Annotated in this window: 26 protein-coding genes; 8 read left to right on the top strand and 18 right to left on the bottom strand. The window is 48.3% G+C overall.

Annotated elements, in window-relative coordinates:
- Window positions 1-170: 170 nt before the first annotated feature.
- Complete coding sequence (locus OIR97_RS15920; protein ID WP_267177733.1) at window positions 171-848, top strand: putative 2OG-Fe(II) oxygenase; 678 nt, start codon at window positions 171-173, stop codon at window positions 846-848.
- On the opposite strand, the gene OIR97_RS15915 is transcribed toward OIR97_RS15920, so the two are convergent.
- Window positions 845-1,090, bottom strand: coding sequence for a YdcH family protein (locus OIR97_RS15915; protein WP_169543210.1), 246 nt, complete (start codon window positions 1,088-1,090; stop codon window positions 845-847). The two genes, OIR97_RS15920 and OIR97_RS15915, sit on opposite strands and share 4 nt — an antisense overlap.
- 199 nt (window positions 1,091-1,289) lie before the next feature.
- Here OIR97_RS15915 and OIR97_RS15910 point away from each other — a divergent pair, with 199 nt between their 5' ends.
- The gene (locus OIR97_RS15910) at window positions 1,290-1,886 is read left to right on the top strand and encodes an HD domain-containing protein (RefSeq protein WP_169543209.1); all 597 of its coding nucleotides are present in this window, start codon (window positions 1,290-1,292) and stop codon (window positions 1,884-1,886) included.
- Window positions 1,887-1,941: 55 nt separating this feature from the next.
- On the opposite strand, the gene OIR97_RS15905 is transcribed toward OIR97_RS15910, so the two are convergent.
- The 4 genes from OIR97_RS15905 to gstA form a co-directional block, all read right to left on the bottom strand.
- Window positions 1,942-2,640, bottom strand: coding sequence for a VOC family protein (locus OIR97_RS15905; protein ID WP_169543208.1), 699 nt, complete (start codon window positions 2,638-2,640; stop codon window positions 1,942-1,944).
- Window positions 2,641-2,702: 62 nt separating this feature from the next.
- Complete coding sequence (locus tag OIR97_RS15900; RefSeq protein WP_169543207.1) at window positions 2,703-2,909, bottom strand: tautomerase family protein; 207 nt, start codon at window positions 2,907-2,909, stop codon at window positions 2,703-2,705.
- Between the two features lie 12 nt (window positions 2,910-2,921).
- Entirely contained in the window at window positions 2,922-3,296 is a 375-nt protein-coding gene (locus OIR97_RS15895; protein ID WP_169543206.1) for a nuclear transport factor 2 family protein, read from the bottom strand.
- A gap of 40 nt (window positions 3,297-3,336) precedes the next feature.
- Window positions 3,337-3,951, bottom strand: a complete 615-nt coding sequence (gene gstA / locus OIR97_RS15890) for a glutathione transferase GstA (RefSeq protein WP_169543205.1) — start codon at window positions 3,949-3,951, stop codon at window positions 3,337-3,339.
- A gap of 135 nt (window positions 3,952-4,086) precedes the next feature.
- Between gstA and OIR97_RS15885 the strand changes: the two genes are divergently transcribed.
- Window positions 4,087-4,467, top strand: a complete 381-nt coding sequence (locus tag OIR97_RS15885) for a winged helix-turn-helix transcriptional regulator (RefSeq protein ID WP_169543204.1) — start codon at window positions 4,087-4,089, stop codon at window positions 4,465-4,467.
- 4 nt (window positions 4,468-4,471) lie between these two features.
- Here OIR97_RS15885 and egtB read toward each other — a convergent pair whose 3' ends face one another.
- On the bottom strand, window positions 4,472-5,761 hold the full coding sequence (gene egtB / locus OIR97_RS15880; protein ID WP_169543203.1) for an ergothioneine biosynthesis protein EgtB: 1,290 nt from the start codon (window positions 5,759-5,761) through the stop codon (window positions 4,472-4,474).
- The gene (gene egtD, locus OIR97_RS15875) at window positions 5,758-6,726 is read right to left on the bottom strand and encodes an L-histidine N(alpha)-methyltransferase (protein WP_169543202.1); all 969 of its coding nucleotides are present in this window, start codon (window positions 6,724-6,726) and stop codon (window positions 5,758-5,760) included. Before egtD ends, egtB begins: the two co-directional genes overlap by 4 nt.
- Window positions 6,727-6,892: 166 nt before the next feature.
- Between egtD and OIR97_RS15870 the strand changes: the two genes are divergently transcribed.
- On the top strand, window positions 6,893-7,798 hold the full coding sequence (locus OIR97_RS15870) for a LysR family transcriptional regulator (RefSeq protein WP_169543201.1): 906 nt from the start codon (window positions 6,893-6,895) through the stop codon (window positions 7,796-7,798).
- On the opposite strand, the gene OIR97_RS15865 is transcribed toward OIR97_RS15870, so the two are convergent.
- From OIR97_RS15865 to OIR97_RS15850, 4 genes are all read right to left on the bottom strand, one after another.
- On the bottom strand, window positions 7,778-8,680 hold the full coding sequence (locus tag OIR97_RS15865) for a TauD/TfdA dioxygenase family protein (RefSeq protein ID WP_169543200.1): 903 nt from the start codon (window positions 8,678-8,680) through the stop codon (window positions 7,778-7,780). The two genes, OIR97_RS15870 and OIR97_RS15865, sit on opposite strands and share 21 nt — an antisense overlap.
- Window positions 8,681-8,773: 93 nt before the next feature.
- The gene (locus tag OIR97_RS15860; protein WP_169543199.1) at window positions 8,774-9,637 is read right to left on the bottom strand and encodes a DMT family transporter; all 864 of its coding nucleotides are present in this window, start codon (window positions 9,635-9,637) and stop codon (window positions 8,774-8,776) included.
- Window positions 9,638-9,761: 124 nt separating this feature from the next.
- Window positions 9,762-10,802 carry a DUF2804 domain-containing protein gene (locus tag OIR97_RS15855; RefSeq protein WP_169543198.1) on the bottom strand — a complete coding sequence of 347 codons (1,041 nt, stop codon included), beginning with the start codon at window positions 10,800-10,802 and terminating at the stop codon, window positions 9,762-9,764.
- A 10-nt stretch (window positions 10,803-10,812) separates the two neighbouring features.
- On the bottom strand, window positions 10,813-11,934 hold the full coding sequence (locus tag OIR97_RS15850) for an acyl-CoA dehydrogenase family protein (RefSeq protein WP_169543197.1): 1,122 nt from the start codon (window positions 11,932-11,934) through the stop codon (window positions 10,813-10,815).
- Between the two features lie 138 nt (window positions 11,935-12,072).
- Here OIR97_RS15850 and def point away from each other — a divergent pair, with 138 nt between their 5' ends.
- Entirely contained in the window at window positions 12,073-12,585 is a 513-nt protein-coding gene (gene def / locus OIR97_RS15845) for a peptide deformylase (protein ID WP_169543196.1), read from the top strand.
- A gap of 55 nt (window positions 12,586-12,640) precedes the next feature.
- Here def and yghU read toward each other — a convergent pair whose 3' ends face one another.
- Window positions 12,641-13,519 (bottom strand): glutathione-dependent disulfide-bond oxidoreductase, encoded by an 879-nt coding sequence (gene yghU, locus OIR97_RS15840; RefSeq protein ID WP_169543195.1) that lies wholly within the window; start codon window positions 13,517-13,519, stop codon window positions 12,641-12,643.
- 256 nt (window positions 13,520-13,775) lie between these two features.
- On the opposite strand from yghU, the gene OIR97_RS15835 reads away from it, so the two are divergent.
- Window positions 13,776-14,525 (top strand): dienelactone hydrolase family protein, encoded by a 750-nt coding sequence (locus OIR97_RS15835; protein ID WP_169543194.1) that lies wholly within the window; start codon window positions 13,776-13,778, stop codon window positions 14,523-14,525.
- A gap of 51 nt (window positions 14,526-14,576) precedes the next feature.
- Here the strand turns inward: OIR97_RS15835 and OIR97_RS15830 are convergent, their stop codons facing one another.
- On the bottom strand, window positions 14,577-15,329 hold the full coding sequence (locus tag OIR97_RS15830) for an SDR family oxidoreductase (protein ID WP_169543193.1): 753 nt from the start codon (window positions 15,327-15,329) through the stop codon (window positions 14,577-14,579).
- A gap of 44 nt (window positions 15,330-15,373) precedes the next feature.
- Window positions 15,374-16,093 carry a haloacid dehalogenase type II gene (locus OIR97_RS15825; RefSeq protein ID WP_169543192.1) on the bottom strand — a complete coding sequence of 240 codons (720 nt, stop codon included), beginning with the start codon at window positions 16,091-16,093 and terminating at the stop codon, window positions 15,374-15,376.
- Between the two features lie 201 nt (window positions 16,094-16,294).
- Between OIR97_RS15825 and OIR97_RS15820 the strand changes: the two genes are divergently transcribed.
- Window positions 16,295-16,846: an RNA polymerase sigma factor gene (locus tag OIR97_RS15820; protein ID WP_169543191.1), complete on the top strand. Its 552-nt coding sequence runs from the start codon at window positions 16,295-16,297 to the stop codon at window positions 16,844-16,846.
- A gap of 4 nt (window positions 16,847-16,850) precedes the next feature.
- Window positions 16,851-17,627, top strand: a complete 777-nt coding sequence (locus OIR97_RS15815; protein ID WP_169543190.1) for an anti-sigma factor family protein — start codon at window positions 16,851-16,853, stop codon at window positions 17,625-17,627.
- Window positions 17,628-17,635: 8 nt separating this feature from the next.
- Here OIR97_RS15815 and OIR97_RS15810 read toward each other — a convergent pair whose 3' ends face one another.
- The 4 genes from OIR97_RS15810 to arsB form a co-directional block, all read right to left on the bottom strand.
- Complete coding sequence (locus tag OIR97_RS15810; protein ID WP_169543189.1) at window positions 17,636-18,334, bottom strand: c-type cytochrome; 699 nt, start codon at window positions 18,332-18,334, stop codon at window positions 17,636-17,638.
- Window positions 18,335-18,391: 57 nt separating this feature from the next.
- Complete coding sequence (locus tag OIR97_RS15805; RefSeq protein ID WP_169543188.1) at window positions 18,392-19,702, bottom strand: sulfite oxidase; 1,311 nt, start codon at window positions 19,700-19,702, stop codon at window positions 18,392-18,394.
- Window positions 19,703-19,808: 106 nt separating this feature from the next.
- A complete protein-coding gene (locus OIR97_RS15800; protein ID WP_169543187.1) occupies window positions 19,809-21,035 on the bottom strand; it encodes an MFS transporter in 1,227 nt (408 codons plus the stop codon).
- 129 nt (window positions 21,036-21,164) lie between these two features.
- Window positions 21,165-22,187, bottom strand: coding sequence for an ACR3 family arsenite efflux transporter (arsB, locus tag OIR97_RS15795; protein ID WP_169543186.1), 1,023 nt, complete (start codon window positions 22,185-22,187; stop codon window positions 21,165-21,167).
- Window positions 22,188-22,341: the final 154 nt, after the last annotated feature.

Genomic DNA, 22,341 nt, shown 5'->3' with positions numbered 1-22,341 from the left:
CTAATGTTTTTATTATTGATAGGTCAGTATGAAGAATTCTTTTCACGCTGTCATCCCTCTGATACGAACAGGAGCAATGTACATTTTATCCATGTGTTTTATAGTGGTCCGGATTGCGGGCTAGACAGGACGATATTGGCGTGAAGAAAGATCCAACGAAGCAGAAGTTTATGGGGAAGAGTCTTCTTCCTTTTGGGCAACATGTAACAACGCCTGAAAAGCATATTGCGATGACGGATTTCCCCGATATGGAGGAAATGAATCAGGAACTGGAAGCGTATTTGGTGGAGAAAGCGTCAGAGAAGCTGTCGGTGGAGGGCAAGCAGTCTTCGGCAAAAAGTACAAAAATCCATCATGTGGATGCCTGGGATATTCCCTCAGCTCAGTTTATTGATCAACGGGCGCAGGCTTTTTTCCGTGCTATTACAGGTTTGCAAACATCTGTCGTCGATTTAAGCTGGGCCAATATATACCAAAAGGGCGATTATATTCTTCCCCATGCGCATTCCCGTTCGACCGGATCACTGGTGTATGTTGTGTCCATGGGGGATGAGGATGACCTTGATCCAATGTCAGGGAAGTTTGTTATTTCGGACCCGCGACTGGGCGTTTGCTGTCAGGCTGACAGGAACTATATGAGCAATAATTTCATGCCGGGCTTTAAAGCAGGTTCGATGATCGTTTTTCCATCAACCGTCGTGCATATGGTGACGCCTTATCAAGGGAACAAACCAAGGATAACAATTGCCTGGAATATAAATGATAAGGCGCTACCCAAGAGATCCGCGTCCGAAAGCGTGGGGATTCCGCCTCACCCGGGTAAGGCAAAAAATCGCGCGATTCGTTAAGCGTTTTCTTGTTTCAGCATTAAACTGATTTCATCTTTCAAGGCAAGGCGCTGGCGGCGAAGCTGCTTTTCATAGCCCTCGTCCGCAGGAGCTACATTGGTTTCAATACGATGTATTTCCCGGTTCACTGTATGATATTCTTCAGTGAGTTTAGCAAAATGATTATTGCTTTGGTTCAACTGCTGAATTTTTTCTTTCTCCGCAGGAAACTCTTCATTTAATTCATGGGCAACGTGAGACATTTTTCCATCCATTCTTTAGTGTTGATGAGACAGTCTAGAACCAATTTTCAGCCCCTTTCATTGACCTCCATCAATTAGCAAAGGATGGAGAACTAAAAAGGGCGCTGGACCTTTTGGGAAAAGTAAGGAAAACTGATTTTCGAAGATGCCATTGAGCAGAAATTGCTTAAATGCGAAAAAATAACAAAAAGGTGTCAATATGAGCGGACAAACGCCAGAGCGGGCCTCGTTTCGAGCAATGACGGGAGCGACCGCCGACGATTACGTTATAATTTCTGATAACTTTCGGAAATATTCAAAAGATCTGCCGGACCGGGTGCTAACGCACTTAAAGTTGCTGGACGGCGATTTTGGGGGCTTTCCGATAGATCGCCTGCAGCATTCTTTGCAATCAGCGACGCGAGCCCATCTGGATGGCCGGGATGAAGAATATGTTGTCATGGCACTACTCCATGACATCGGTGATACGCTGGGATCCTACAACCATGCGGACATTGCGGCCGCTATTCTTCAGCCCTTCCTGTCTGACGAAAATTACTGGATCGTGAAAAACCACGGGATTTTTCAAGGATACTATTTCTTTCAGCATATTGGTTTGGATCCCAATCTACGCGATCAATATAAAGATCACCCTTATTTTGGTGCCTGCGCTGAATTTTGCGAAAAATATGATCAGAATGCGTTCGATAAAGATTACGAAGCCAAGCCTTTAAGCTTTTTCGAGCCTATGGTTCGCCGGGTTCTCGCAAAACCACGTCAATCAATCTACAAGAACAGCGAAACCGCTACGGTCTGACTCTCTGATTGAAGAGCGTAATGCCCCCTGAATTCATTCCGAGGGGCTTGCAGGGTCAATCCAATGACCCTGTTAAGCTGGCCCGCTGGGATAGTTCCATCCAGTTGCCATCAAGATCGCGGACAAAGCTATAGCGGACGGTCGTGCCCAATGTTTTTGGGGCCATGCCTTCAAGGCCGCCTTCCTGTAGGATGTGAGCATGCTCTTTGTTTGCTGAATGAATTTGGGCCGTCAGGTAGCGGTATCCTTTTGCAACATGGTCCCCTGTTGGCAGCATGGTGGGGTCTTCTACGGCAAATAACAAAGTTCGTCCGCACCGAAAAGCGGTTCCTTTTTCGGTTTCCTCGGACGGAAGGGATAAAACACGCCCATAATGGTCTTCAAACTGGTTGCGTTTTCGAACATGCAGTTCAATCGCTGTATCTGTAATTCCCAGAAATCCATGAGGCACACCCCAGACTTTGTTGCCGTCAGGGTCTGTCTTTTCGACTGGTTCGGAAAGATCCCGCCGTGCGATATAAAGACCCCTGATGCCAGAGGGCCGATTATTTTCAAGCGTCCCCCTGGCATGATTGATTTTCAGGATCGGACCGGTCGGGCCATCGCCTAGAAAATGACGATGTTGATGAATACCCCCGCCCAGCTTACCCAGATGATCGAATGGCAGGCCAATTTCCTGCTGCCAGAATTCCAGCATTGCGTCTTTGTTGTTTGTGTAAAGACCGATATCCAGATGCTGCTTTGCCAAATCCATGGACTTCTCCTTTTCCGTCAATTCTGGCAGGCTTGCGCAGACAAGAAAAGGAAATCGTATCTTCAGGTGTGTTTTTTGCGATAATCCTCTACTGGTAATCCGCCGATACCCCAGTTATCCAGATCAACTTCATCAATGACAACGAATGTGGTGGACGGGTTTTTGTTGAGTGTTTCAGACAGAAGGTTGGTGACACCCGCAATCAGTTCGGCTTTTTGCGCGGCAGTTGTCCCGCCTTCACGGGTTATTTTTATATTTACATAAGGCATGATGGTCCTCGATTATTCAATGGGGGTTGCATGAAATGTCTTGGCAACGATTTGCCATCTTTCGTTAATCCGAATTAGAGAAAGATAATCCGTATAGTCTGTGTTCATCATATGGCAGTTGAGTTTCACCATGGCGGTATCCGCGCCGGTGATATCAATGCTCCCAACACTAAGATACCTCTGTTCCCCCTGCTTTGAGGGCGGTGTTCTTTTGCGAATAACATCAAAATATTCATCCATATCATAGTGCAGTAAATCGTCGTTTTTGCGGGTGTAATACTGCGCTTTTGGATGAAAAACTGACTGCAACAGTGGTACATCGCACGTGAACAGGCCTTCATAATACTGGTTGATCAGGTTTCCGATTTGAACATGTTCAGAAGACATATTTTCCTCCCGGATATGGGGGCGATTGCCCCCATTTGGATTAATTAAGAAGGCCTTCGGCTTTCATGGATGTCTGTACGGCTGGCCGCGAGGCAACCTGTCCCAAAAATGCGGTCAGCTTCGGAAACCCGCTAATGTCGATATTGACGAAACCAGTCCAAGAGGTCACCACGAACAGATAGGCATCTGCCACGCTGAATTTGTCTCCCAAAAGGAATGTGCGTCCATCAGAAAGGATATTTTCAAAATATCTCAGCTTATCATAAACCCTTGAGGTGCCTGTTTCCCGCTCACTTGCGGTTAAGTCACGGCCGGAAAAGAACAGTCCAAAAGATTTATGTAGCTCAGCAGAGATAAAATTTAGATACTGCTGAAGCTTCGCCCTTTCCAGCGTGCCGTTCTGTGGGGCGAGGGCATGGGTTGGGTTCTGATCAGCAAGATATTGTAGGATAGCGGCACCTTCTACCAGAATATTTTCTGGATCAATTTCAAGGGCGGGAACATAACCAAGTGGGTTGATTGTTCTGTAATCGGCTCCTGATGCTGTTTTCCCTTTTGCTGTATCGACGGCTTCAATGTCGAAGGAAGAGCCAATTTCATTGAGCACGATATGAGAGGCAAGAGAGCAGGCACCGGGTTTAAAGTAGAGTTTCATAATAATCTTCTTTCTTGGTTTAACACTTAAGACAATGGAAGACTTAGAAACTGAGGTTACATTTGTAAACCATAGAACTTTATGTTATCTAATTATGACGTTTCCGATTGGTAACTTAAAGTAACTGGAAAAACCATGGCTTTAAAAGTGAGAAAAAACAAGAGCCCGTCCCTGCCGAACAATTGCCCGCTTACTGAATGTATGGCTGTAATTGGAGGGGCGTGGACTCCAAATATTTTATGGGCGTTAAAGGGGGGAGCAAGACGGTTTAGCGAGCTGCGCCTGGACATTCCGCATGTGTCCGCAAAAATGCTGACGACCCGGCTAAGGGAACTGGAAGATCGTTTTATTATTTTCCGGGAAGTGAAGCCTACGTCGCCGCCATCCGTGGAGTATTCTTTGACCGGATTTGGAAAAGAATTGATGCCCGCGATTGAGGCGATTGCCAATGTGGGACACAAGATCAAGTTGAAACGGGACTCACTGGAAAATCAGTCGGATAAAATCGCTTCCTGACGGCTTAAAAATCGGCAGCGAGACGAAGGCCTGTGACTTGCCAACGCTGATGGGGATAAAAGAAGTTCCGATAAGTCGGGCGCATCTGCCGGATCGGTGTGGTGCAAGCGCCGCCTCTCAGGACAAACTGGCCGGACATGAACTTGCCGTTATACTCGGCCACGGCCCCCTCCGCCGGTTTGAAGCCGGGATAGGAGATATAGGGGCTGCTCGTCCATTCCCAGACATCCCCATATAGCTGTATCATTTTGGATTTGGAACGAGGAGGTGTGCGTGGTCGATACTCTTCGCTTTCCAGAAAGTTTCCCTCTATCGCCTGTTGTTGTGCTGCAATTTCCCATTCAAATTCAGTCGGCAGGCGATGCCCCCGCCACCGGGCGAACGCATCAGCCTCATAGTAGCTGATATGGCATACCGGGCTGTCCAGAACAATCGGCTGAAACCCCCGTAACGTCATCGACCACCACATATCATCGCGCTGTCCCCAGTAAAGGGGCGCATGCCAGCCTTCTGTTTGGACTGTCGACCATCCATCCGAAAGCCATAACAGCGGGTTTTGATATCCGCCATCGTCAATGAATTCTATCCAGTCGCGATTGTTTATTGGTGTATTTGCCAATTTAAAGGGTCGAAGTATCTGCTGATGTTTTGGTGTTTCACAATCAAACGAAAATCCCGATTGATCATGTCCGACGTCAACCAGTCCACCATCATAGCTCGTCCAGTCAGGAGTGGCAGGTAGGGGTGTATTTTCTACGGGTAAAGGTTCTGAGGCGTGATAGACGGGCTTGATCGGGTTTTGTGCGAACAGATGAAGTAAGTCCGTTAGCAGCAGTTCCTGATGCTGCATTTCATGGTTCAGGCCCAATTCAACAAGGTCGAGTATTTTTGTGTCCCGTTGGGTCTGTGACAAAAATTCAGTCATATGCCGATCAACATGCTGACGATATTCGGTGATTTCAGCAAGTGAGGGGCGGGTGAGCATGCCTCGTTGCGGCCTTGGCTGGCGCGGACCGAGGGATTCGTAATAGGAATTGAAAAGAAAGGCATACCGCTGATCGAAACAGGGATAGCCCTCTTTGTATGGTGTCAGGATAAGGGTTTCAAAGAACCAGCTTGTATGACCCAGATGCCATTTTGCCGGACTGGCATCCGGCATGGACTGCACCGTCGCATCAGCGTCAGATAGTGGCGCCGCCAATTTTCCCGTGCATGTTCGTATCTCATGAAAATGTGCCAGCAGGTCGTCCGTGCAGGACATCTGGTTTTGGGCCGGGATCAGGGTATGTGTCATGATGGTTCTTCCGAAGAACTTAAAAAGTGAACACTGAACAGGGATTGTTCGTCTATCCAGGCCTTGCTGGATTTGTAGCCCGCATCTGATGCGAGTTTTTGAAAGCCTTCAATCGTATATTTATAGGAGTTTTCAGTATGGATGCTTTCGCCCGCCTTGAATGAAAAGGTGTTTCCCCCGACCGAGACAATTTGATCCGTTTTAGAAACGAGATGCATTTCGATGCGGTTTTGTGTTTCGTTATACGGGGCGTGGTGTTCGAAATTGTCGATAACAAAATTGGCGGATAATTCTGCGTTGCACCGGGCAAGGATGTTCAGATTGAATTGAGCTGTAACGCCTTCCTGATCGTTGTAGGCCTGAAAAAGAACGTTATGATCTTTTACAAGGTCAACGCCAATAAGAAGATTGCCCCCGTTCAGCAGTTGCCGCGTTTGTTTTAGAAAATCCGCGGCTTCTTTCGGGGCAAAATTTCCAATGGTTGAGCCTGGAAAAAAGCCTGTGCGTTTGCCAGGTACCAGTGCGGGGAATTGAAAGTCAGACGTATAATCGGCGCAAATGGCAATTACCGGGATTTCGGGGAAGCGCGCGGCCAGGTTTTTCGCGGCTTCAAGTAAATGTTCTTTAGAAATGTCCATGGGGATATAGCTCAAGGGCTTATTTATCGCATCCAGTAAGGTTTGTATTTTCGTGCTGGATCCGCTTCCAAACTCGATCAGGTGCGTTCGTTCCCCTGTAAAATGGGCAATTTCTTTTCCGTATTTTTGAAGAATGCCAAGTTCTGTGCGGGTTGGGTAATATTCTTCAAGATGACAAATCCTGTCAAATAACCCCGATCCTTTTTCATCGTAAAAAAATTTGCTGGGGATAGATTTCTGTGGGCTTGAAAGTCCGTTCAGAACGGCAGTTCTAAAATCGTCCTGAATTGGTTCAAAGTCGTGAAACGCAGCAATCTTCCCTGACATATTGGCGGCTCCCGCAAAAAGGTTGGAACAGACTTTCCCGCATGTTTGTGATCACGTTTATTTTAGAAAGCTCTGCCGTATATAAGCGATATAATGTAGCGAAATCGGTCCGGTAGGTCCTGAAATTGGAACTAGCTGGTCGAAAAATGAAACAGGTGGATTCACGATGGATTGGGATGATGTTCGGTTTTTTTTGGCGTTGGCACGGGCGGGCTCTATTCGGGGGGCGGGCGTGTTGCTGCAAGTCAGTCATTCAACAGTCGCACGCCGTGTTGAACAGTTTGAGCAACAAATCGGGGTTCGGCTGTTTGACCGGACGCCATTGGGGTATGTTTTGACTGTCGCTGGCGAGGATATGATTGAAACAGCAAACCAAATGGAATTGGATATGAACGCGCTGGAACGCCGTTTATTAGGGCAGGATGGTCGTTTGGAGGGGGATATACGCATTACCTTCCCCGACTCGCTTACATCAGACATTCTGATGCCAGATATTGTTACTTTCTCACGCGAATATTCTGAAATCAATTTGGAGCTGGTTCTATCTTACCGGGTCTTTGATTTATCAAAACGTGAAGCAGATATTGCCTTGCGATCCATGCGATGCGGTTCTCTGCCGCCACCCCATCTTATTGGTCGAAAGCTGGCGACGATCCATTATGCGCATTACGCCTCTCGCCAGTTTTTACAAGAGCATGATCTGGACCAGAAGGACGGTCCAGCGCATTGGATCCGATGGGACGAACGCGAGAAATCTCCATCCTGGATAAAGGATAGTCTTTATCCCGAAGTAACAGGACGTCATAATCTAGCGAACGGCATGATGCAGTTGCAAGCCGTCAGGGCAGGGTTGGGGATGGCGTCTCTACCGTGTTTTGCCGCAGATCGAGACCCGAATTTAGTGCGGTTGCCCGGCAGTATCAGCCATCCTTATTTTGATATGTGGATTTTGTCTCACCCGGACTTGAAAGAAACTGCCCGAATGAGAATATTTAAAGATCACATTACCCGTGCTGTCCTGCAAAAGGCTCCGCTTTATGAAGGGAAACTTTCAGCCGTTGGCCATCGCTAACGGGTCTGGTCCGGGCTTTGCTGCCCCATACGGAATGTCGCCTGCAATGGTAACCCGCCTCAACTCTCTTCGGTAGCCGTCATAGTCGTTCAGCGCTAAATGCATGGCGCATCGGTTATCCCACATGGCGACCGAGTTCCTGCGCCATCTGAAGCGACAGGTAAACACTTCTGAAATCGAGTGTGTGAAAAGCTTATCAAGAATTTCCCGACTGTCTCTTTCGGTCATATCCTTTAGCCGCACCGTGTAAACCGGATTGACGAACAAGACTTTTTTGCCTGTTTCAGGATGGATACGAACAAGGGGGTGTTCTACTTCTTCATGGGCTTCTTCGCTTCGGATGATGGTCATGGATTTTTTGGAAGTATCGCCCAAAATGCTTTTTCCTGTGCCGTAGGGACGGCGGGCTGAATGGACGGCGACCAAGGGGTCGACTATGCGTTTCATGCCATCTGACAGGGTCTCATAGGCAAGATAACTGTTCGCAAAAACCGTATCCCCTCCGAAAGGTGGGATATCAATGCCATGCAGGATAGTTGCCATAGGGGGTGTTTTTAAAAAGGACCAGTCGGAATGCCATTGACCCCCAAAATTAATTGTATTGGTTTCGTGGGCTTCCTTTAAGACAGTGATCACTTCCGGATGTTCGTCCATTGTTTTTACAAAAGGCTCTGTTCCGAATGGGCCGAATTTTGAGGCGAACGCCTTGTAAGCGGGAATATCCATTTCCTGATCCCGGAAAAAAACAACAAGATGCTTCAGAAAGGCCTGTCTTATTTCTGCGACGTTTTGATCGTTCAAATTACACAGATCAACACCAGAAATTTCTGCGCCGATCGTGCCTGTAATGGGCTCAACAGTTATTGTTTTATAGTCAGACATTGGTCCCTCCTGCGTCTCTTTTTTTGTTTTTGTTATGCCTATTATACGCTCGTTTCCATGGTTCTTTCAAATCAGATAGACAGAGCCACAAAGCTAAAGTTCTGACAGACGTGCCTTTTCAAGACGAGCCGTATCGCGACTGGCCTGCATCTCACGATGAGAGATATAGGTGGTTGCCGCAATGATCAGGCCGCCGCCGGCAAAGACAAACGGATCCAAGGCTTCGTTGAAAACAAGAATGCCAAGCAGCGCCGCCCAAACGAGTTGTAAGAAGCCCAAGGGTTGAGTGACCGTAATCGGTGCGGCCTGAAACGCTTTCGTTAAGGTAACATGGCCGATCGTTGCGAAAACGGCGGTCAGGGATAACCAGCCGATTTCTTCAGCCGTCGGGGTTCGCCACTGATATATGGCGCCCGGTAACAGGGTGATCGTGCAGCCTATCGAAAGCATGCCAACAATAAAAGATGGGTTTTGCGTGTCAGTAAGCCGTTTGGCGATTAAAAATGAACACGCGAAAAGCGGTGTTGCGCAAAGCTGAGCCAATTGCCCAAGATTGACGTCCTGAAACCCTGGCCGAAGAATAATAAGGGCACCGACAAAGCCGCATCCAACGCCCATTATCCGGCGTATCCGAAGTTTTTCGCCAAGGAAAATCGCAGCGCCAAGAGTAACGAAAATAGGTGCGACGTATCCGATGGCGGTCACTTCCGCAATAGGAATGCGTGCCATGGCATAAAACCAGAGAATAACGCCAATTCCGTGCACAAATCCGCGTATGCCGTAGAGTTTCAGAATTCCAGGCTCAAATTTCTTGGGTCGGTTTTTGAAGAAAAGTGGTGCAATGAGAAGACAGCCAAGAAAATAGCGGATGAAGGCTGCTTCCATTGCGGGCATATCTGAGCCCAAATGACGGACAATGCCGGTCATTGCGACAAAGAGGAAGCTGGTTAATATCATCCAGCATACACCCTGAATTGTACGGTTTTCCCGTATTATTGTTATAACGGACACTGAGGTTCCTTTTGGTATATTGAACACCATGATCCTCTAACCGGACAGGAGTGTCAAATTCTAGAATTCGTTACGGGTACCAAACGGAATATTGGCGTTCGCAAAATCCGGGTATTTGTCGAACGGAAACTGTCTCACCGTCCGCAAGCGTCACGCGGCCATTGAAGGTTCCAAACAGTTGTGTGAAATCGACCGGAGTGGGACCGTCGGGCTGAAAAGCGGCATATTGACCATCTGGCAGGAAGGTAAGATCAACCCCCAGATCGGCTGTTCTAATTGTCCATTTCTTTGTTAAGTCATTAGGGTCATAGGCGAATGTGGCCAATCCCAATGATTGTCTTTTCCCGTCGCGCCAGATCACATTTTCTGAATGACCAGTTTCGTTGACACCGTTGGACAGGTTCAGTCCCAGAGCCTTCCCGTGGTCGCCCTGCCCTGTAAAGCACGCCCAGTTCCAAAATGTATCCTGCCTTAGATAGCCACCGGTAAAGTCATGATGGGCATAGGCGTTCTGGTGACGAAGGTCATGTTCTTCACCATCCAGCGTTAATGTCCCACTGGCTTTTAGCCCTGCCACTTTCTGGCAATAACTCCACCCGTTTGGGCCAACCGGCGTACACAGGCGTAAGGTGTCAAAAGGCGGTTCCTGTTCCTGAAATGAAAGCGTTAAGACGTCCGATCCATCGAGCTTAACAATAAGGGTTTTTTCCCGGTTGCCCGGCGACGAGATGAACTGCACATCCATGCCTTTTCCCATGATGTGAGAAATACCATCATCGGGTGATAAATTTATGTCGGTGATGTCCCCGCTTCGGGCACGACAACCTCGTTTCAGGATGGTTTTTTTATGTCTGTCGAAAACGTAGAAAAATACGGTTGTTTGCTTGTTTGCGTAGGATAAAGAACAGCCAGAGATAAATCGGTCAGATGTAAATCCCATGAAATTAAAGTGAACAAACCGGCGAAGTCTTTCGTCTGTGGGAAGTTGTTCACGGCAGGGGGAGCGTAAAGAAAAATCTTCGTAATTCAGGCGTCCGACAGAGTTTTCAAAAAATCCAAAAGAAACAGACCCATCGGGTAAAACAAAAGTCTGATTGGTGTTTATTGTCATTTTATTGCTTTTATGTGTTGGAACCAAGGATTGAAAGACCGACCTTTGACAAGCGGCTATTATGCGCAGAACCTGCAATTGAGCTATATTTTAGCACATCTCTTAACAGGAGGCTGATATATTCAGAGGGGTCAGTGGGGCTCGTCTCATACAAGTCCCTGATTGCGGTCAGGCAGGTTTTGCTTTGCTGCCGAAAACCGAGATACAATGACAGAAGGGTATTCAGGGCGTCCGATTGCTCTTCAGCCTGGTTTGCCAGATGGGCTGCGACTATTTTCAAGGATTGTAACTGTGTCTCGATCGCGCCGATCTGACTGGCGGTAGAAAGAGGGGCGTTTCGGGCGAAATGATATAAAAGATGGCTTAACGTTCCCAGTAGGCTGGCCGCACCAAGGGCGTCTTCAACCGCGCGCATTCTTAGGGATGTTCTTTCAAAAGCAGTTCCTTCTTCACCGATCATATTTTCTTCTTTGATGGAACAGTTTTGCAGTCGTACCCCGCCATGCGGGCAGGGATGAAGAAAGTCCAGTTCGACGCCAGCGGTTTTTTCCAGCCCTTCTGTTTTTGATGGAATTAAAAAAGTGCTGAAAGCCCGCCGCCCTTTTTCTTCGCTGGTAATGGCCAGAACAAGATATGCCGTGGCTAATGGCCCATTGGTCAGAAAGGCTTTTTCGCCGTTTAAAAGAAAACGGCCCTCATTTCGGATGGCAGTTGTGCCGAGTTTCTTTGGATGAGCGCCTGCACCAGGTTCAGAGATGGCTACACTCAGTATTTCTGTCCCTTCAGCAATAGCGGGCAGATATTTTTCCTTGAGCTGCTCTGATGTGCCCTTTAATAAATGCAGGCGGGCAAGGGTCCAGTGTGAACAAAGTGTCAGGTTGACGCCGGGCACACCACCATATCGGTTCAAAAGATATCCGGCCTGCGCGATGGTCTGAAAACTCGCGCCTTGCCCTCCGTAATCTGCGGGGATGCTTAGACCGGCAAGTCCATAGTCGATAAAAGAGCGCCACAGAGTTTCCGGAAAGATGGGACTGCGAATAAGTGTTTCGCGTTGCGGGAAAATAACGGTTTTTGCAAAGTCTTCCACTTTTTCGAGAAGGTCCGCTTCTTTTATGGCGGTTTTATCCATGGTTTGCTTCCTGAACGGTTGTCTTTTGTCAAATTTGGTTGAAAGACGCTAGACCAGTTTCACGCATAAAATCCAATGGTTTTTTGGTTGAGTATGGTATGTGCATTTAGAAATTGTTGAAAGACAGATAGGAAGACCATGCCCCTTTTGCCCCTCGTTTATGCGCCTGATCCGATCTTCAGGAAAAAGGCCGCCAAGGTCGAAAAGGTCGATGAGGATATTCGGCGCCTTGTGACCGCCATGTTTGACACTCTCTACCGCGAGCAGGGCGCGGGTCTCGGTGCGAACATGGTGGGTGTTTTGAAACAGATCATTGTCATGGATGTGAAAAAAGAGGGTAAACCAGATCCAATCGCAATGATCAATCCGATGGTTTTGAAACGGTCATCAGCTATGCAAACATTTGAGGAAGCATCATTGAGTTTTCCCGGGATTTCAGCGGAAGTCACACGCCCTGCAAAAATCTCCGTAGAATATCTTGACCCACAAGGGGGGCGGCAGGTTCTGGACGCCGACGGGTTTCTTGCCTCGGTCATTCAACATGAGATGGATTATCTGGAAGGGCGAACATTTTTGGATCATTTGTCGCGTGTGAAGAAAGATGGTCTATTGCGGCGGTATAAGAAATTACGACGATCATCGCGTGCTTGATCCTCAAAAAAACCGGTGCCAAAAAGCACCGGTTTTCTAGTGTCTCACCAGTCAGTTAGTCTTCAGCGGGTTCCAGTTTATCTTGAGTGCGGTTCTCAAAATCGCTGGCATCATGGCGTTCTCTTAACTGTTTTTCGAGAGGGCCAGAAGTCCTGTTGACCATCCGTCCACGTTTAACAGCAGGACGCTCACCAATTTCTTTTGCCCACCGGTTCATATTCTTATAGCTTGCCGCGTCCAGGAATTCAGCGGCTTCATACACCGCGTTATTTACCAGTGCGCCGTACCAGGGCCAGATGGCAATATCGGCAATGGTGTATTCATCACCGCAAATGAACTGGTTTTGGGCCAACTGTTTATCGAGCACATCCAGCTGACGTTTTACCTCCATCGCAAATCGATTAATGCAATATTCGATTTTTTCAGGAGCATATGCGTAAAAATGGCCGAAACCACCACCAAGATAGGGGGCGCTTCCCATTTGCCAGAATAACCACGAGAGCAGCTCGGGGCGCTTGGCCGGGTCCGTGGGTAAAAAGGCATTAAATTTTTCCGCCAGATGCAAAAGGATGGCACCAGATTCAAACACGCGGACAGGGGACCCTGAACTATGATCCATCAGGGCTGGAATTTTCGAGTTTGGGTTGGCTGCAACGAACCCGCTACCAAACTGATCGCCTTCCATGATGTTTACAAGCCAGGCATCGTATTCAGCGCCGGCATGGCCCGCAGCTAACAGTTCTTCCAGCATAACTGTAACCTTTACACCGTTCGGTGTGGCCAGCGAGTAAAGTTGCAGGGGATGCTTGCCAACCGGCAGATCCTTCTCATGTGTCGAGCCAGAAATCGGGCGGTTAATATTAGCGAAACGACCGCCACTTTCGCCTTCCCATTTCCAAACTTTAGGGGGTGTATAGGCTGCTTCGTTACTCATTTATGGCTCCATTCATTGATTTTCTTTGATGCGGCGCCCCACATGGAGCGATATTTTGACGAAAATCGGAGAAGAAACAACTATCATCTTTGCTCTATCTGATATTTGTCACAAGTTTTGTCGTTTTTTGGAACATGGTTTTGTTTTCCGGGCACATGGAAAAGACGGGTTGTGCTAGGGTGCATCTTTGCAAAGTCATGTGAAGAATGCGCAACGCATCATGGCGTGACCACCAGCGTGCGAGGAAGAGAGCGTAGTGATAGAAAACCAGATAATTATTGAAACATCTGATGGTCAACTGGATGCCTTTATCTGCTATCCGGAAGAGGGCGGGCCGTTCCCTGCGATTGTACTGTATATGGATGCGCCCGGTATCAGAGAAGAGTTGCGTGATATGGCTCGGCGCATTGGAACAGCCGGATATTATGTGATTTTGCCAAACCTTTATTATCGCTGGGGACGCGAAGGGGCATATGGCTTTGAATTAAGCCAGATCCGCATAAAGGATGAAGAGCGCGAGAAAATGTTCGGGCTGATGAACGCTGCAACAACGGAAAAAATTGTCGACGATACGAGAGCGATCCTTGCCTTTTTGGACAGTGATCCGAACGCCAGGTCCGACGCGATTGGGTGTGTGGGATACTGTATGAGTGGTAAATATGTCGTGCAGGTTGGGGCAACCTATCCAGATCGGTTCAAGGCCATCGCCTCATATTATGGTGTGGGCATTCAAACGGAAGACAAGCAGTCACCGCATCTGAGTGCTCATCTGATCAAGGGCGAACTTTATCTGGCCTTTGCCGAAGAAGACGAGTATGTGCCGCCAAGCCTGCTGAAATCCATCCCCGAAGAGATGGATAAGTCTGGTGTAAACTATCGCATGGAAATCTACCCCGGCACAGGCCATGGTTTTGCTTTTCCGGAAAGGGCAGCCTATGTGAAGCCTGCGGCAGAGCGCCATTGGGAACGAATGCTGGCTCTATTCGACCGCAATCTGAAACTCTGATTTACCTGTCGGCTTGCAAGGCGGACCCGCTCCGCCCTGCGTGCCGCTCACTCAAAGATCTTTGTGAATGTAAGAGCGGTTCCAGGTTGGACTGATAATGAGCGTGTTGACGCATGCTCGAGCAAGAAGTGTTGCCACGAATAAGATTGTGTCACCCAAATCTTCATCCTGCAGCATTCGGTCCCGGTCTTCCTGGGACGGTGGTATCGGCCGCGCGTCCAGAATTTCTGTTGCCACTTCCCCCGGACATAACGCACAGGCCCGAATGCCGTTGATACCTTCTTCGATATTCAGGCTTTCATTCATTGCAACCATGCCATGTTTTGCTGCGGTATAGGCCGGACCTGTCAGACGGGAAGGGTGGACCCCCGCCCAAGAGGAAACATTGATGATCAGTCCTTCCTTTTGTTGCCGCATTGTCGGTAAAACGGCGGCGCAGCAATAAAATGCACCATTTAAATCCGCATTGACGACACGGTTCCAACCCTCTGCATTCACCTGCTCCCAGCTTCGCTCTTTGACATTCAGACCGGCACTGTTGACGAGTAGATTCAGGCGGCCAAACCTTTTGATGATATCTTTTGCGACTTCCTCAACGCTATTTTGATCGGTCACATCCAAGGGCGCAATTTCCGCGGAGCCACCATCATCCCGAATTGACTGTGCTAATTTTTCGAGTGGTGCTGTTCGCCGTCCTGACAAAATGACATGCATTCCCTCGCGGGCCAATTTTTTTGCCCCTGCCGCGCCAATGCCGGAACCCCCGCCTGTAACCCAACCGATCTGTCCATTTAAACGCGTCATTTGTTTTTCCTTTTTTATGAGTTCTTATGATGGCGGTTTTTGTTTTAAAGCTTAGTCTCTTTTAGCTGCCGTGCAAGGTCGACGAAATCGGTTGCTTCAATATCATAGGCTGCCTTGACTGCATCCGCTGCGTCATGGCCCCCAAATTCCAGCGGTCTGTTTACATAAGCAGTTTTCATCCCGGCCTTTTTCGCAGCGTTTAAATCATGCGCATGACAGGCAACCATCATTACATTTTCCGGGGCCATTTGAAGAAGATCAATTGCCTCTTTATAGATTGTCGGGTCGGGTTTGATTTTTTTGAAGAAGTCGGCTGAAATGATCCCATCCCATGGAAGATTGTTTCGTTTCGAAATGTCCAACAGGCAGCGATAATCCCCGTTTGAAAAAGGCATGATGAGAAAATCTTCCTTGAGCTGGTGAAGGCCAGCAACCACATCCTCCCATGCCTCCAACCGGTTCCATGAGAGATTGAAGTGATCGATTTCCCCCGGTGAAAGACCCTGTATGTCGTATTCCTGAAGGAGTTCCAGTAGCTTTCGTTTGTTGATTTCTGCGGTGGCCATCAAGTCCATTTCGCCCGCAACAATTTTTTTCAGGCTGGCCAAATAGCCATCCCGGCGCCATTTCAGAATAAAGGCATCCCAGGGAATGTTAAGCTGTCGCGTTTGAGGCAGGCTTTGCGCTTCTTTCAGAATTGAGCCATACCAGTCGGTCACTGTCCCAAAAACATCGAAGCAAAGAGCTTGTGTCGGTTTTGTCATTCTTCTTCCGATCGTTGAAGCATAAAGGGTTGCGCCTGATCTTATCATTTTGCACAGGAGTGGTCGTGTTCACAACGGCGGACCTTTGAAAAATTTTCAGGGGATAAGGTGGTTGATTGCGTTAGGGACAAAAAGTGCACAAAAACAATCGTCAGTTAGTAGCGTAATTGAACAAATATGCTATTAAGAGACAGAGTGTTCATGGGTTTAAATAAAGGTGCTTTCCTGAAATGCGGTTTCTTCCTTAGCATGTCGACACGGCAACGAATTAAAAAGCTGTTTCCAGAGCTGAAAGCCTATGCCAATGCATTGGTGAATGGATCCCATATTGCAGAGGATCTTGTTCAGGAGGCGATTGCCCGTGCCCTGCAAGCGAAGAAAATACCCGACGATTTACAGGGCTTGCGCCCTTGGTTGTTCCGCATCGTGCGAAATGTGCATATAGACTCGCTAAGGCGAGAAAAAATCCAACGTGACTACTCCCTGGAACAGGAAAAATTGCTAAACGACGGTGCGGGCTTTTATCCAGTGGTTCTTGAAGAAATTCTGGTCCGGGAGGCGTTGACTCAACTCAACGCGGTCGAACGGGAAATATTGTATCTTATTGATGTTCTTGAGTTTAAATATTCTGAAGCAGCGATTGTTTTAAGCGTTCCTGAAGGAACCATTATGAGTCGCATTAGTCGGGCACGTCGAGCGTTGTTGACGAAAGTCGAGCAATCCAACGTTACGCCCTTTAGAAGTAAAGTTTAGAAAAATGACTGTTAGTGATCTTGATTGGGAAAAATTAAATAGCTTTCTGGACGGTGAGTTGCCAGAGGAAGAGGCTGCCCAATTCGAACAGCGTTTGTCTTCAAACGCGGAACTTCAGAAAGAGTATCAACGTCTGATCTCGTTAAAGGCGTCTTTGCGTGGTCTTAAATCAGTGCAAGAAAGCCTGGAAGCTGAAACGCAGGAAATCCCGAGGACGAAAAAAAGGATGATCGGTGCCTTGCTTGCCGCAACATTATTGGCAGGCTTTATCAGTATCGGCGCTGTGTTTTGGACGGATTTAAGTCCGAACAGAACACTAGCAGCTTTAGACCTTCATCGTGGTCTGTCGTCGAACACCTATATCATTGACGAGAATATTCGCAAATCTGCGGTTTCAACAACGCGTATTGGACTGCTGCAAATTCCAGATCTTTCGTTGTCATCTCTGACACTTGTCGATGTTGTCACTCAGCCACTGTCGGGCCGTGACGCGTTTGCAATGCATTACCGGGGGCAAAATGGTTGCCAACTCACCGTCATTGGTATGGCGCTGGACGAAAATGAGCCTGCTGTGGAATTTTATAAGTCAGCGGGTTTGCTGAAGCGTACCTGGTCGTATAAGGGGTACGAGTTTTCAGTATTGGCGAACGGTATGGATGAAAGCAGGTTCCGGGCAATTGCAGCCTATGTCTTTGAGGAGACTAAAGGGACGGTCGATCGACTTGATGCCTTGCAAATGGCAATGCTTGAAAGCTATAAAAACGCCCGTCCCTGCGCGTGAACTGAAATCTACCTCGGAAAGTTAGGTCTATCCAGATTATAGTGTTCCGTTAAGTATTTAATGATCATCGACCGATCAGGTTCGTCTATCGGATCCATTCCCTGTTCGTCGACCATCCAGTCCAAAAGCTCTTCCCAGCCGGCTTCCGTCAATCCCTGTTGTGCGACAATCCTTTCTGAGTGACAGGCTGTACAGTAATTAAACGTTTCTTCGGCGCCGGGCTTGTTTACCAGAAGTCCATATTCGTCAGCAGAGGCTGGTTCCTGCTCAGTACTGTCGGTGCCTGTGGTGGAGGCAACAGGTGTGTCAGATTGAGTGCCTAAATATGCAATGAGGTTGAGACGGTCTTTCTCTTTTTTCAGGCCCGCAAATGTCATCTTTGTTTTTTTAACTTCAGATTTGGGCTTCTTCAAAAAAGCGTTCAACCGCTCGGCGCTCCAGATCCCACCGTAATTTTTCAGGCCTTTACTATATTTGGTATAGCCGTCACTGCTGGCGACATCTTTATTGAGAATGCCCCACAGATTGGGTCCAGTTTTGGCTTTCCCCCCTTTTTCGACGGTGTGGCAGGCCTTGCATTTTTTAAAGACTTTTTCGCCTTTTTGGGTGTCAGCGGTGGCGATCTTTTCAAGCAGCGCCTCATCGGCAGCAACCGGGTAGGTACATAACAAAACGCCCCCGAAAAGGGCGGTAAACATTACTTTCATTCTTACTCTCCGAAAGGGTCAGGACTGAGCGGTGCGGGCACCGCTCAGGAATAAGGATCAGGAATATCGAACTGCAACACGATGAACGCTGTTGTTCAGATACCCTTTTGGGTTCCAGCTGATCGCCTGCGGTTGGCCTTCTCCAGCATCGTCCACGGCCCGAGCCCAAATTTCATAATATCCTTTTAGGGGGAGAGAGACCTTGGTCCGCCAATTTTGCCAGGCACCTGAATTGACAGGTTTGTCGAGCTCTGTTGCCTGCCAGGTTGCGCCAAAATCAATCGATACCTCGACCTTGGATATTTCGCGGTCCCCAGACCAGGCATGGCCGCGAACATCAACACTTCCAGCCTCTAGTGTTGCACCTGTTGCAGGCGCGGTTACCAACGCTTTGACAGGCATTCTTTCAATAATAACAAAGTCTTTCTTTTCGACTTTCTCACCAGCGGAAACAGGCCTGTTTGGAACACGATAAGCTGTTCCAGTCATTTTTGGACCATCATGGACGATATCGCGCAGATAAATCCGTTTTAGCCATTTTTGGGAACATGATCCTGGCCATCCCGGCACAACAAGGCGAAGCGGGGCACCGTTCATCGGATGAAGGGCCTCTCCGTTTTGTTCAAACGCGATGAGAATATTGTCTGTCAGTGCTTTCTCAATTGGCATTCCGCGTGAGATTGGCAGCTTACCTTCCTTACCGGACAGGTGGCTGTCTGCACCAACATGAGCCGTGTAAATTGCATTGCTTTTTACACCCGCAGCCTCAAGAACATCTTTTAGTCGCACGCCTGTCCAATTGGAACATGCAACCGCACCGTAAGTCCATTGATTGCCTTTTGCGGGTGGATTGAAGAAGGCCCGGCCATTGCCGCCACATTCGATTGTGAGGGCCATTGTGACCACTTCAAACTTTGATTTAAGATCGGCAATGGACAGTTCCATTGGATTATCAACAAGACCATCAATCGTCAGGGTCCAACTGTCTGGATCCATGCTTTCGGGTGGGATGCCGTTATTCCGGATAAAATGCCGTTTTGTAGGCGTAATGGCATCATCCAAAAGGTGAGGGGGTGTTTCCGCATTTACAGGACGGTCGTTCAAGAGGGTCAGCCCCTCTTTACCTGCCAACACATTTGCGTCATCGGCCATGGCAACCGGGATCAGGCCGGACGGGAAATTTCTGTGAAAAGGAATGGAGGCGCCAAGCATTGCGCCCATGGTTGCTAGTCCTGCACCTTTTAGAAAACCGCGCCGGTCTTTATGGGGGCGGCGGCCAAAGATCTCAAGGTCGGCCTTTTCTGGATTTTCTTCATATGCTTCAAGTATGGATTGTTTGGTAATTTTCTTGCTGGTATGATCGTTCATTCCGCTCCCCATCCGTTTATTGAAGTAGGTTTAATTACCTACCTTGTTTTAACTAACGGATGAGGGCTGTATTTTATTCCATTTTTTCTTAGGGTTTTTTACATCTCTATACGGGCAATGGTTTTGCGGGTGTTTTGTATAGGGCGAAGAGGATCTGAATGATGCCAGCACTCAGGCCCATGGAAATACCAATGGTCAGGGCTAAGTCATAGGATCCAAATCTGGAGAATAGCCAGCCGCCGCCAAAAGCGCCCAAAAAACTCCCAAACTGATGGCTGAAAAAGGCTAGGCCCTGGATCATCGCTTGCCAGCGTAATCCAAACATTTCAATAACGGAGCCGGCAACGAGGGGAGACACGCCTAACCATAGAAAACCCATCAAGGCTGCAAATAGAATAGTACTTTCTGGCGAAGGAGGAAGAATGAAATACCACGCAAGAACAAGCGAACGCGCGCAATAGATAATTCCCAGCAACACCTGTTTGGACCATTTTCCTCCAGCCCAGCCAAAAAACAGGCTGCCAACAATGTTAAACCCTCCAATGATCCCGATTGCAGAAGCACCAAGCATGGGATCCATGCCACAGATTTGCAGATATGACGGCAAGTGGGTGGTTAAAAAAACCAATTGCATTCCACACACAAAATAGGCGATTGCCATAACAACAAAGGATGAATTCTGAAAAGCTGTTTTGACGGCAGCGCCCGCCGATAGTCGGTCCGAATTATTTGCGGAAAGGACAAGTGGCGCAGATTTGTCAACTTTACCGGCGATCCAGGCCGCCGGAATAATCAGGGCGGCGAGGACAGTTAGCCCGAAGAGGGCGAAACGCCAGTCAAATGCGGTCTCCAGAAACTGGGCATATGGGGCGGTAATCATCGCGCCGATCGAGCCTGCTGCAGAAACAACGCCCAAAGCCGTGCTTCGAATGGAAAGGGGGACCAAACGGGAAGTGACGGATAGGGTCATTGCAAAAGAGGCGCAGGCCATGCCAACGCCGACACAAATGCCGGCACCAAGGATGACCCCAAATACGCTCTCAGCGGTTGCCAGTATCAGCATGCCAGACGCATAGGAAAGGGCACCAAAGACCATGACAGGGCGAAAGCCCCATTTGTCGGCTGCAATGCCAGCAACAGGCTGACAAAATCCCCAAACAAGATTTTGCAGGGCGATCGCCGCGGTAAAATCAGTGACTGTGACGGCTATGTCTTGTGTGATGGCAGGCATGAACAATCCGAGGCTTTGCCTTAGTCCAAAACTGATTGTCAGCATGACCGACGCCGCAATGAGAATAGGCAAAACGGGCCGAAGGGAGGTGAGGGTGGACATTGAACTGATCCTTTTTTTTGATCGAGTATAGTCCTTGAAATATGGCTTGGCAAATAAGACGCGTGCGTTCGCGGGTTTAATTGAAACACGCTGAAGTAGATTTAAATCGTGTAGTGTTCTGTCCGTGCATCAGTCCTCTTGAAAATAGCCCCGGGTTTTATTTGCAATGGCAACGAGCGATAACATGACGGGCACTTCAACCAGAACACCAACAACTGTCGCCAGAGCGGCTCCCGAGTTTAAACCAAAAAGACTTATGGCGACGGCCACAGCAAGTTCAAAAAAATTGGAGGTTCCTATTAATGCGGCTGGTGCAGCGGTGGAAAACGGAACACGCCACAGATAAGCCCAGGTATAGGCCAGTAGGAAAATACCGTAGCTTTGAATAAGAAGCGGAACCGCGATCAGCGCAATAACAATGGGCTTGGTTAAAATGGTTTCAGCCTGAAAACCGAAAAGAAGAACGACTGTTGCCAAAAGTCCAATAATAGAAAAAGGTTTCAAGGACTGGGTGAAGCGGGCAACACGATCGGTATCACCGCCGCTCGACAGGGCTCTCCGGGTAAGGTAGCCCGCGGTCAAGGGGGTGGCTACGTACAAAATAACCGACAGGACCAAAGTCTCCCATGGAACGACAACATCGGTGACCCCCAAAAGCAGGGCCGCAATGGGGGCGAACGCGAAAATCATGATCACATCATTGATGGAAACCTGTACCAGCGTATAATTTGCATCCCCCTTGACCAGCTGACTCCAGACAAAAACCATGGCTGTACAGGGGGCAACCCCCAAAAGGATCATACCCGCTATGTACTCTTTTGCCGTTTCCGGCATGACGAGGCCAGCAAAGACATGCTCGAAAAAAAGTATACCGAGGGCAGCCATCGTAAAGGGCTTGACCAGCCAGTTAATGACAAGGGTAATGCACAGCCCCTTGGGTTTCCTGCCAACATCTTTCAACGAATTGAAATTGACGTTGACCATCATGGGGAAAATCATGATCCAGATAAAGATCGCAACGATAAAATTAACATTGGCATATTCGAGTGTTGCCACCCATTGAAATGTCACGGGTGAAAAGCTTCCCAAAAGAACGCCGCCGCCAATGCAGAGGGCAACCCATACGGATAGATATCGTTCAAATCGTCCCATTGTCGAATTACTCTTTAAAATCAAGATTTCACTTTTTTTCAGAAAATACTGAAAAATACTGGGTTGTCTGCATTTCCCCTATTTTCTGATTTTCAGTGGTACTTGGGGCGCAGTGAGAGAGGACAGGCTAAAGTGGAGGAGCCGCCCCGTTAGT

Source organism: Sneathiella aquimaris, from assembly GCF_026409565.1.
Lineage (GTDB): Bacteria > Pseudomonadota > Alphaproteobacteria > Sneathiellales > Sneathiellaceae > Sneathiella > Sneathiella aquimaris.
This window is presented reverse-complemented; position numbering and strand designations above follow the sequence as displayed.

Coding starts and splice junctions, on each gene's coding strand:
- OIR97_RS15920 (WP_267177733.1), top strand. CDS start 171: ATGGGGAAGAGTCTTCTTCCTTTTGGGCAACATGTAACAACGCCTGAA.
- OIR97_RS15915 (WP_169543210.1), bottom strand. CDS start 1,090: ATGTCTCACGTTGCCCATGAATTAAATGAAGAGTTTCCTGCGGAGAAA.
- OIR97_RS15910 (WP_169543209.1), top strand. CDS start 1,290: ATGAGCGGACAAACGCCAGAGCGGGCCTCGTTTCGAGCAATGACGGGA.
- OIR97_RS15905 (WP_169543208.1), bottom strand. CDS start 2,640: ATGGATTTGGCAAAGCAGCATCTGGATATCGGTCTTTACACAAACAAC.
- OIR97_RS15900 (WP_169543207.1), bottom strand. CDS start 2,909: ATGCCTTATGTAAATATAAAAATAACCCGTGAAGGCGGGACAACTGCC.
- OIR97_RS15895 (WP_169543206.1), bottom strand. CDS start 3,296: ATGTCTTCTGAACATGTTCAAATCGGAAACCTGATCAACCAGTATTAT.
- gstA (WP_169543205.1), bottom strand. CDS start 3,951: ATGAAACTCTACTTTAAACCCGGTGCCTGCTCTCTTGCCTCTCATATC.
- OIR97_RS15885 (WP_169543204.1), top strand. CDS start 4,087: ATGGCTTTAAAAGTGAGAAAAAACAAGAGCCCGTCCCTGCCGAACAAT.
- egtB (WP_169543203.1), bottom strand. CDS start 5,761: ATGACACATACCCTGATCCCGGCCCAAAACCAGATGTCCTGCACGGAC.
- egtD (WP_169543202.1), bottom strand. CDS start 6,726: ATGTCAGGGAAGATTGCTGCGTTTCACGACTTTGAACCAATTCAGGAC.
- OIR97_RS15870 (WP_169543201.1), top strand. CDS start 6,893: ATGGATTGGGATGATGTTCGGTTTTTTTTGGCGTTGGCACGGGCGGGC.
- OIR97_RS15865 (WP_169543200.1), bottom strand. CDS start 8,680: ATGTCTGACTATAAAACAATAACTGTTGAGCCCATTACAGGCACGATC.
- OIR97_RS15860 (WP_169543199.1), bottom strand. CDS start 9,637: ATGATATTAACCAGCTTCCTCTTTGTCGCAATGACCGGCATTGTCCGT.
- OIR97_RS15855 (WP_169543198.1), bottom strand. CDS start 10,802: ATGACAATAAACACCAATCAGACTTTTGTTTTACCCGATGGGTCTGTT.
- OIR97_RS15850 (WP_169543197.1), bottom strand. CDS start 11,934: ATGGATAAAACCGCCATAAAAGAAGCGGACCTTCTCGAAAAAGTGGAA.
- def (WP_169543196.1), top strand. CDS start 12,073: ATGCCCCTTTTGCCCCTCGTTTATGCGCCTGATCCGATCTTCAGGAAA.
- yghU (WP_169543195.1), bottom strand. CDS start 13,519: ATGAGTAACGAAGCAGCCTATACACCCCCTAAAGTTTGGAAATGGGAA.
- OIR97_RS15830 (WP_169543193.1), bottom strand. CDS start 15,329: ATGACGCGTTTAAATGGACAGATCGGTTGGGTTACAGGCGGGGGTTCC.
- OIR97_RS15825 (WP_169543192.1), bottom strand. CDS start 16,093: ATGACAAAACCGACACAAGCTCTTTGCTTCGATGTTTTTGGGACAGTG.
- OIR97_RS15820 (WP_169543191.1), top strand. CDS start 16,295: ATGGGTTTAAATAAAGGTGCTTTCCTGAAATGCGGTTTCTTCCTTAGC.
- OIR97_RS15815 (WP_169543190.1), top strand. CDS start 16,851: ATGACTGTTAGTGATCTTGATTGGGAAAAATTAAATAGCTTTCTGGAC.
- OIR97_RS15810 (WP_169543189.1), bottom strand. CDS start 18,334: ATGAAAGTAATGTTTACCGCCCTTTTCGGGGGCGTTTTGTTATGTACC.
- OIR97_RS15805 (WP_169543188.1), bottom strand. CDS start 19,702: ATGAACGATCATACCAGCAAGAAAATTACCAAACAATCCATACTTGAA.
- OIR97_RS15800 (WP_169543187.1), bottom strand. CDS start 21,035: ATGTCCACCCTCACCTCCCTTCGGCCCGTTTTGCCTATTCTCATTGCG.
- arsB (WP_169543186.1), bottom strand. CDS start 22,187: ATGGGACGATTTGAACGATATCTATCCGTATGGGTTGCCCTCTGCATT.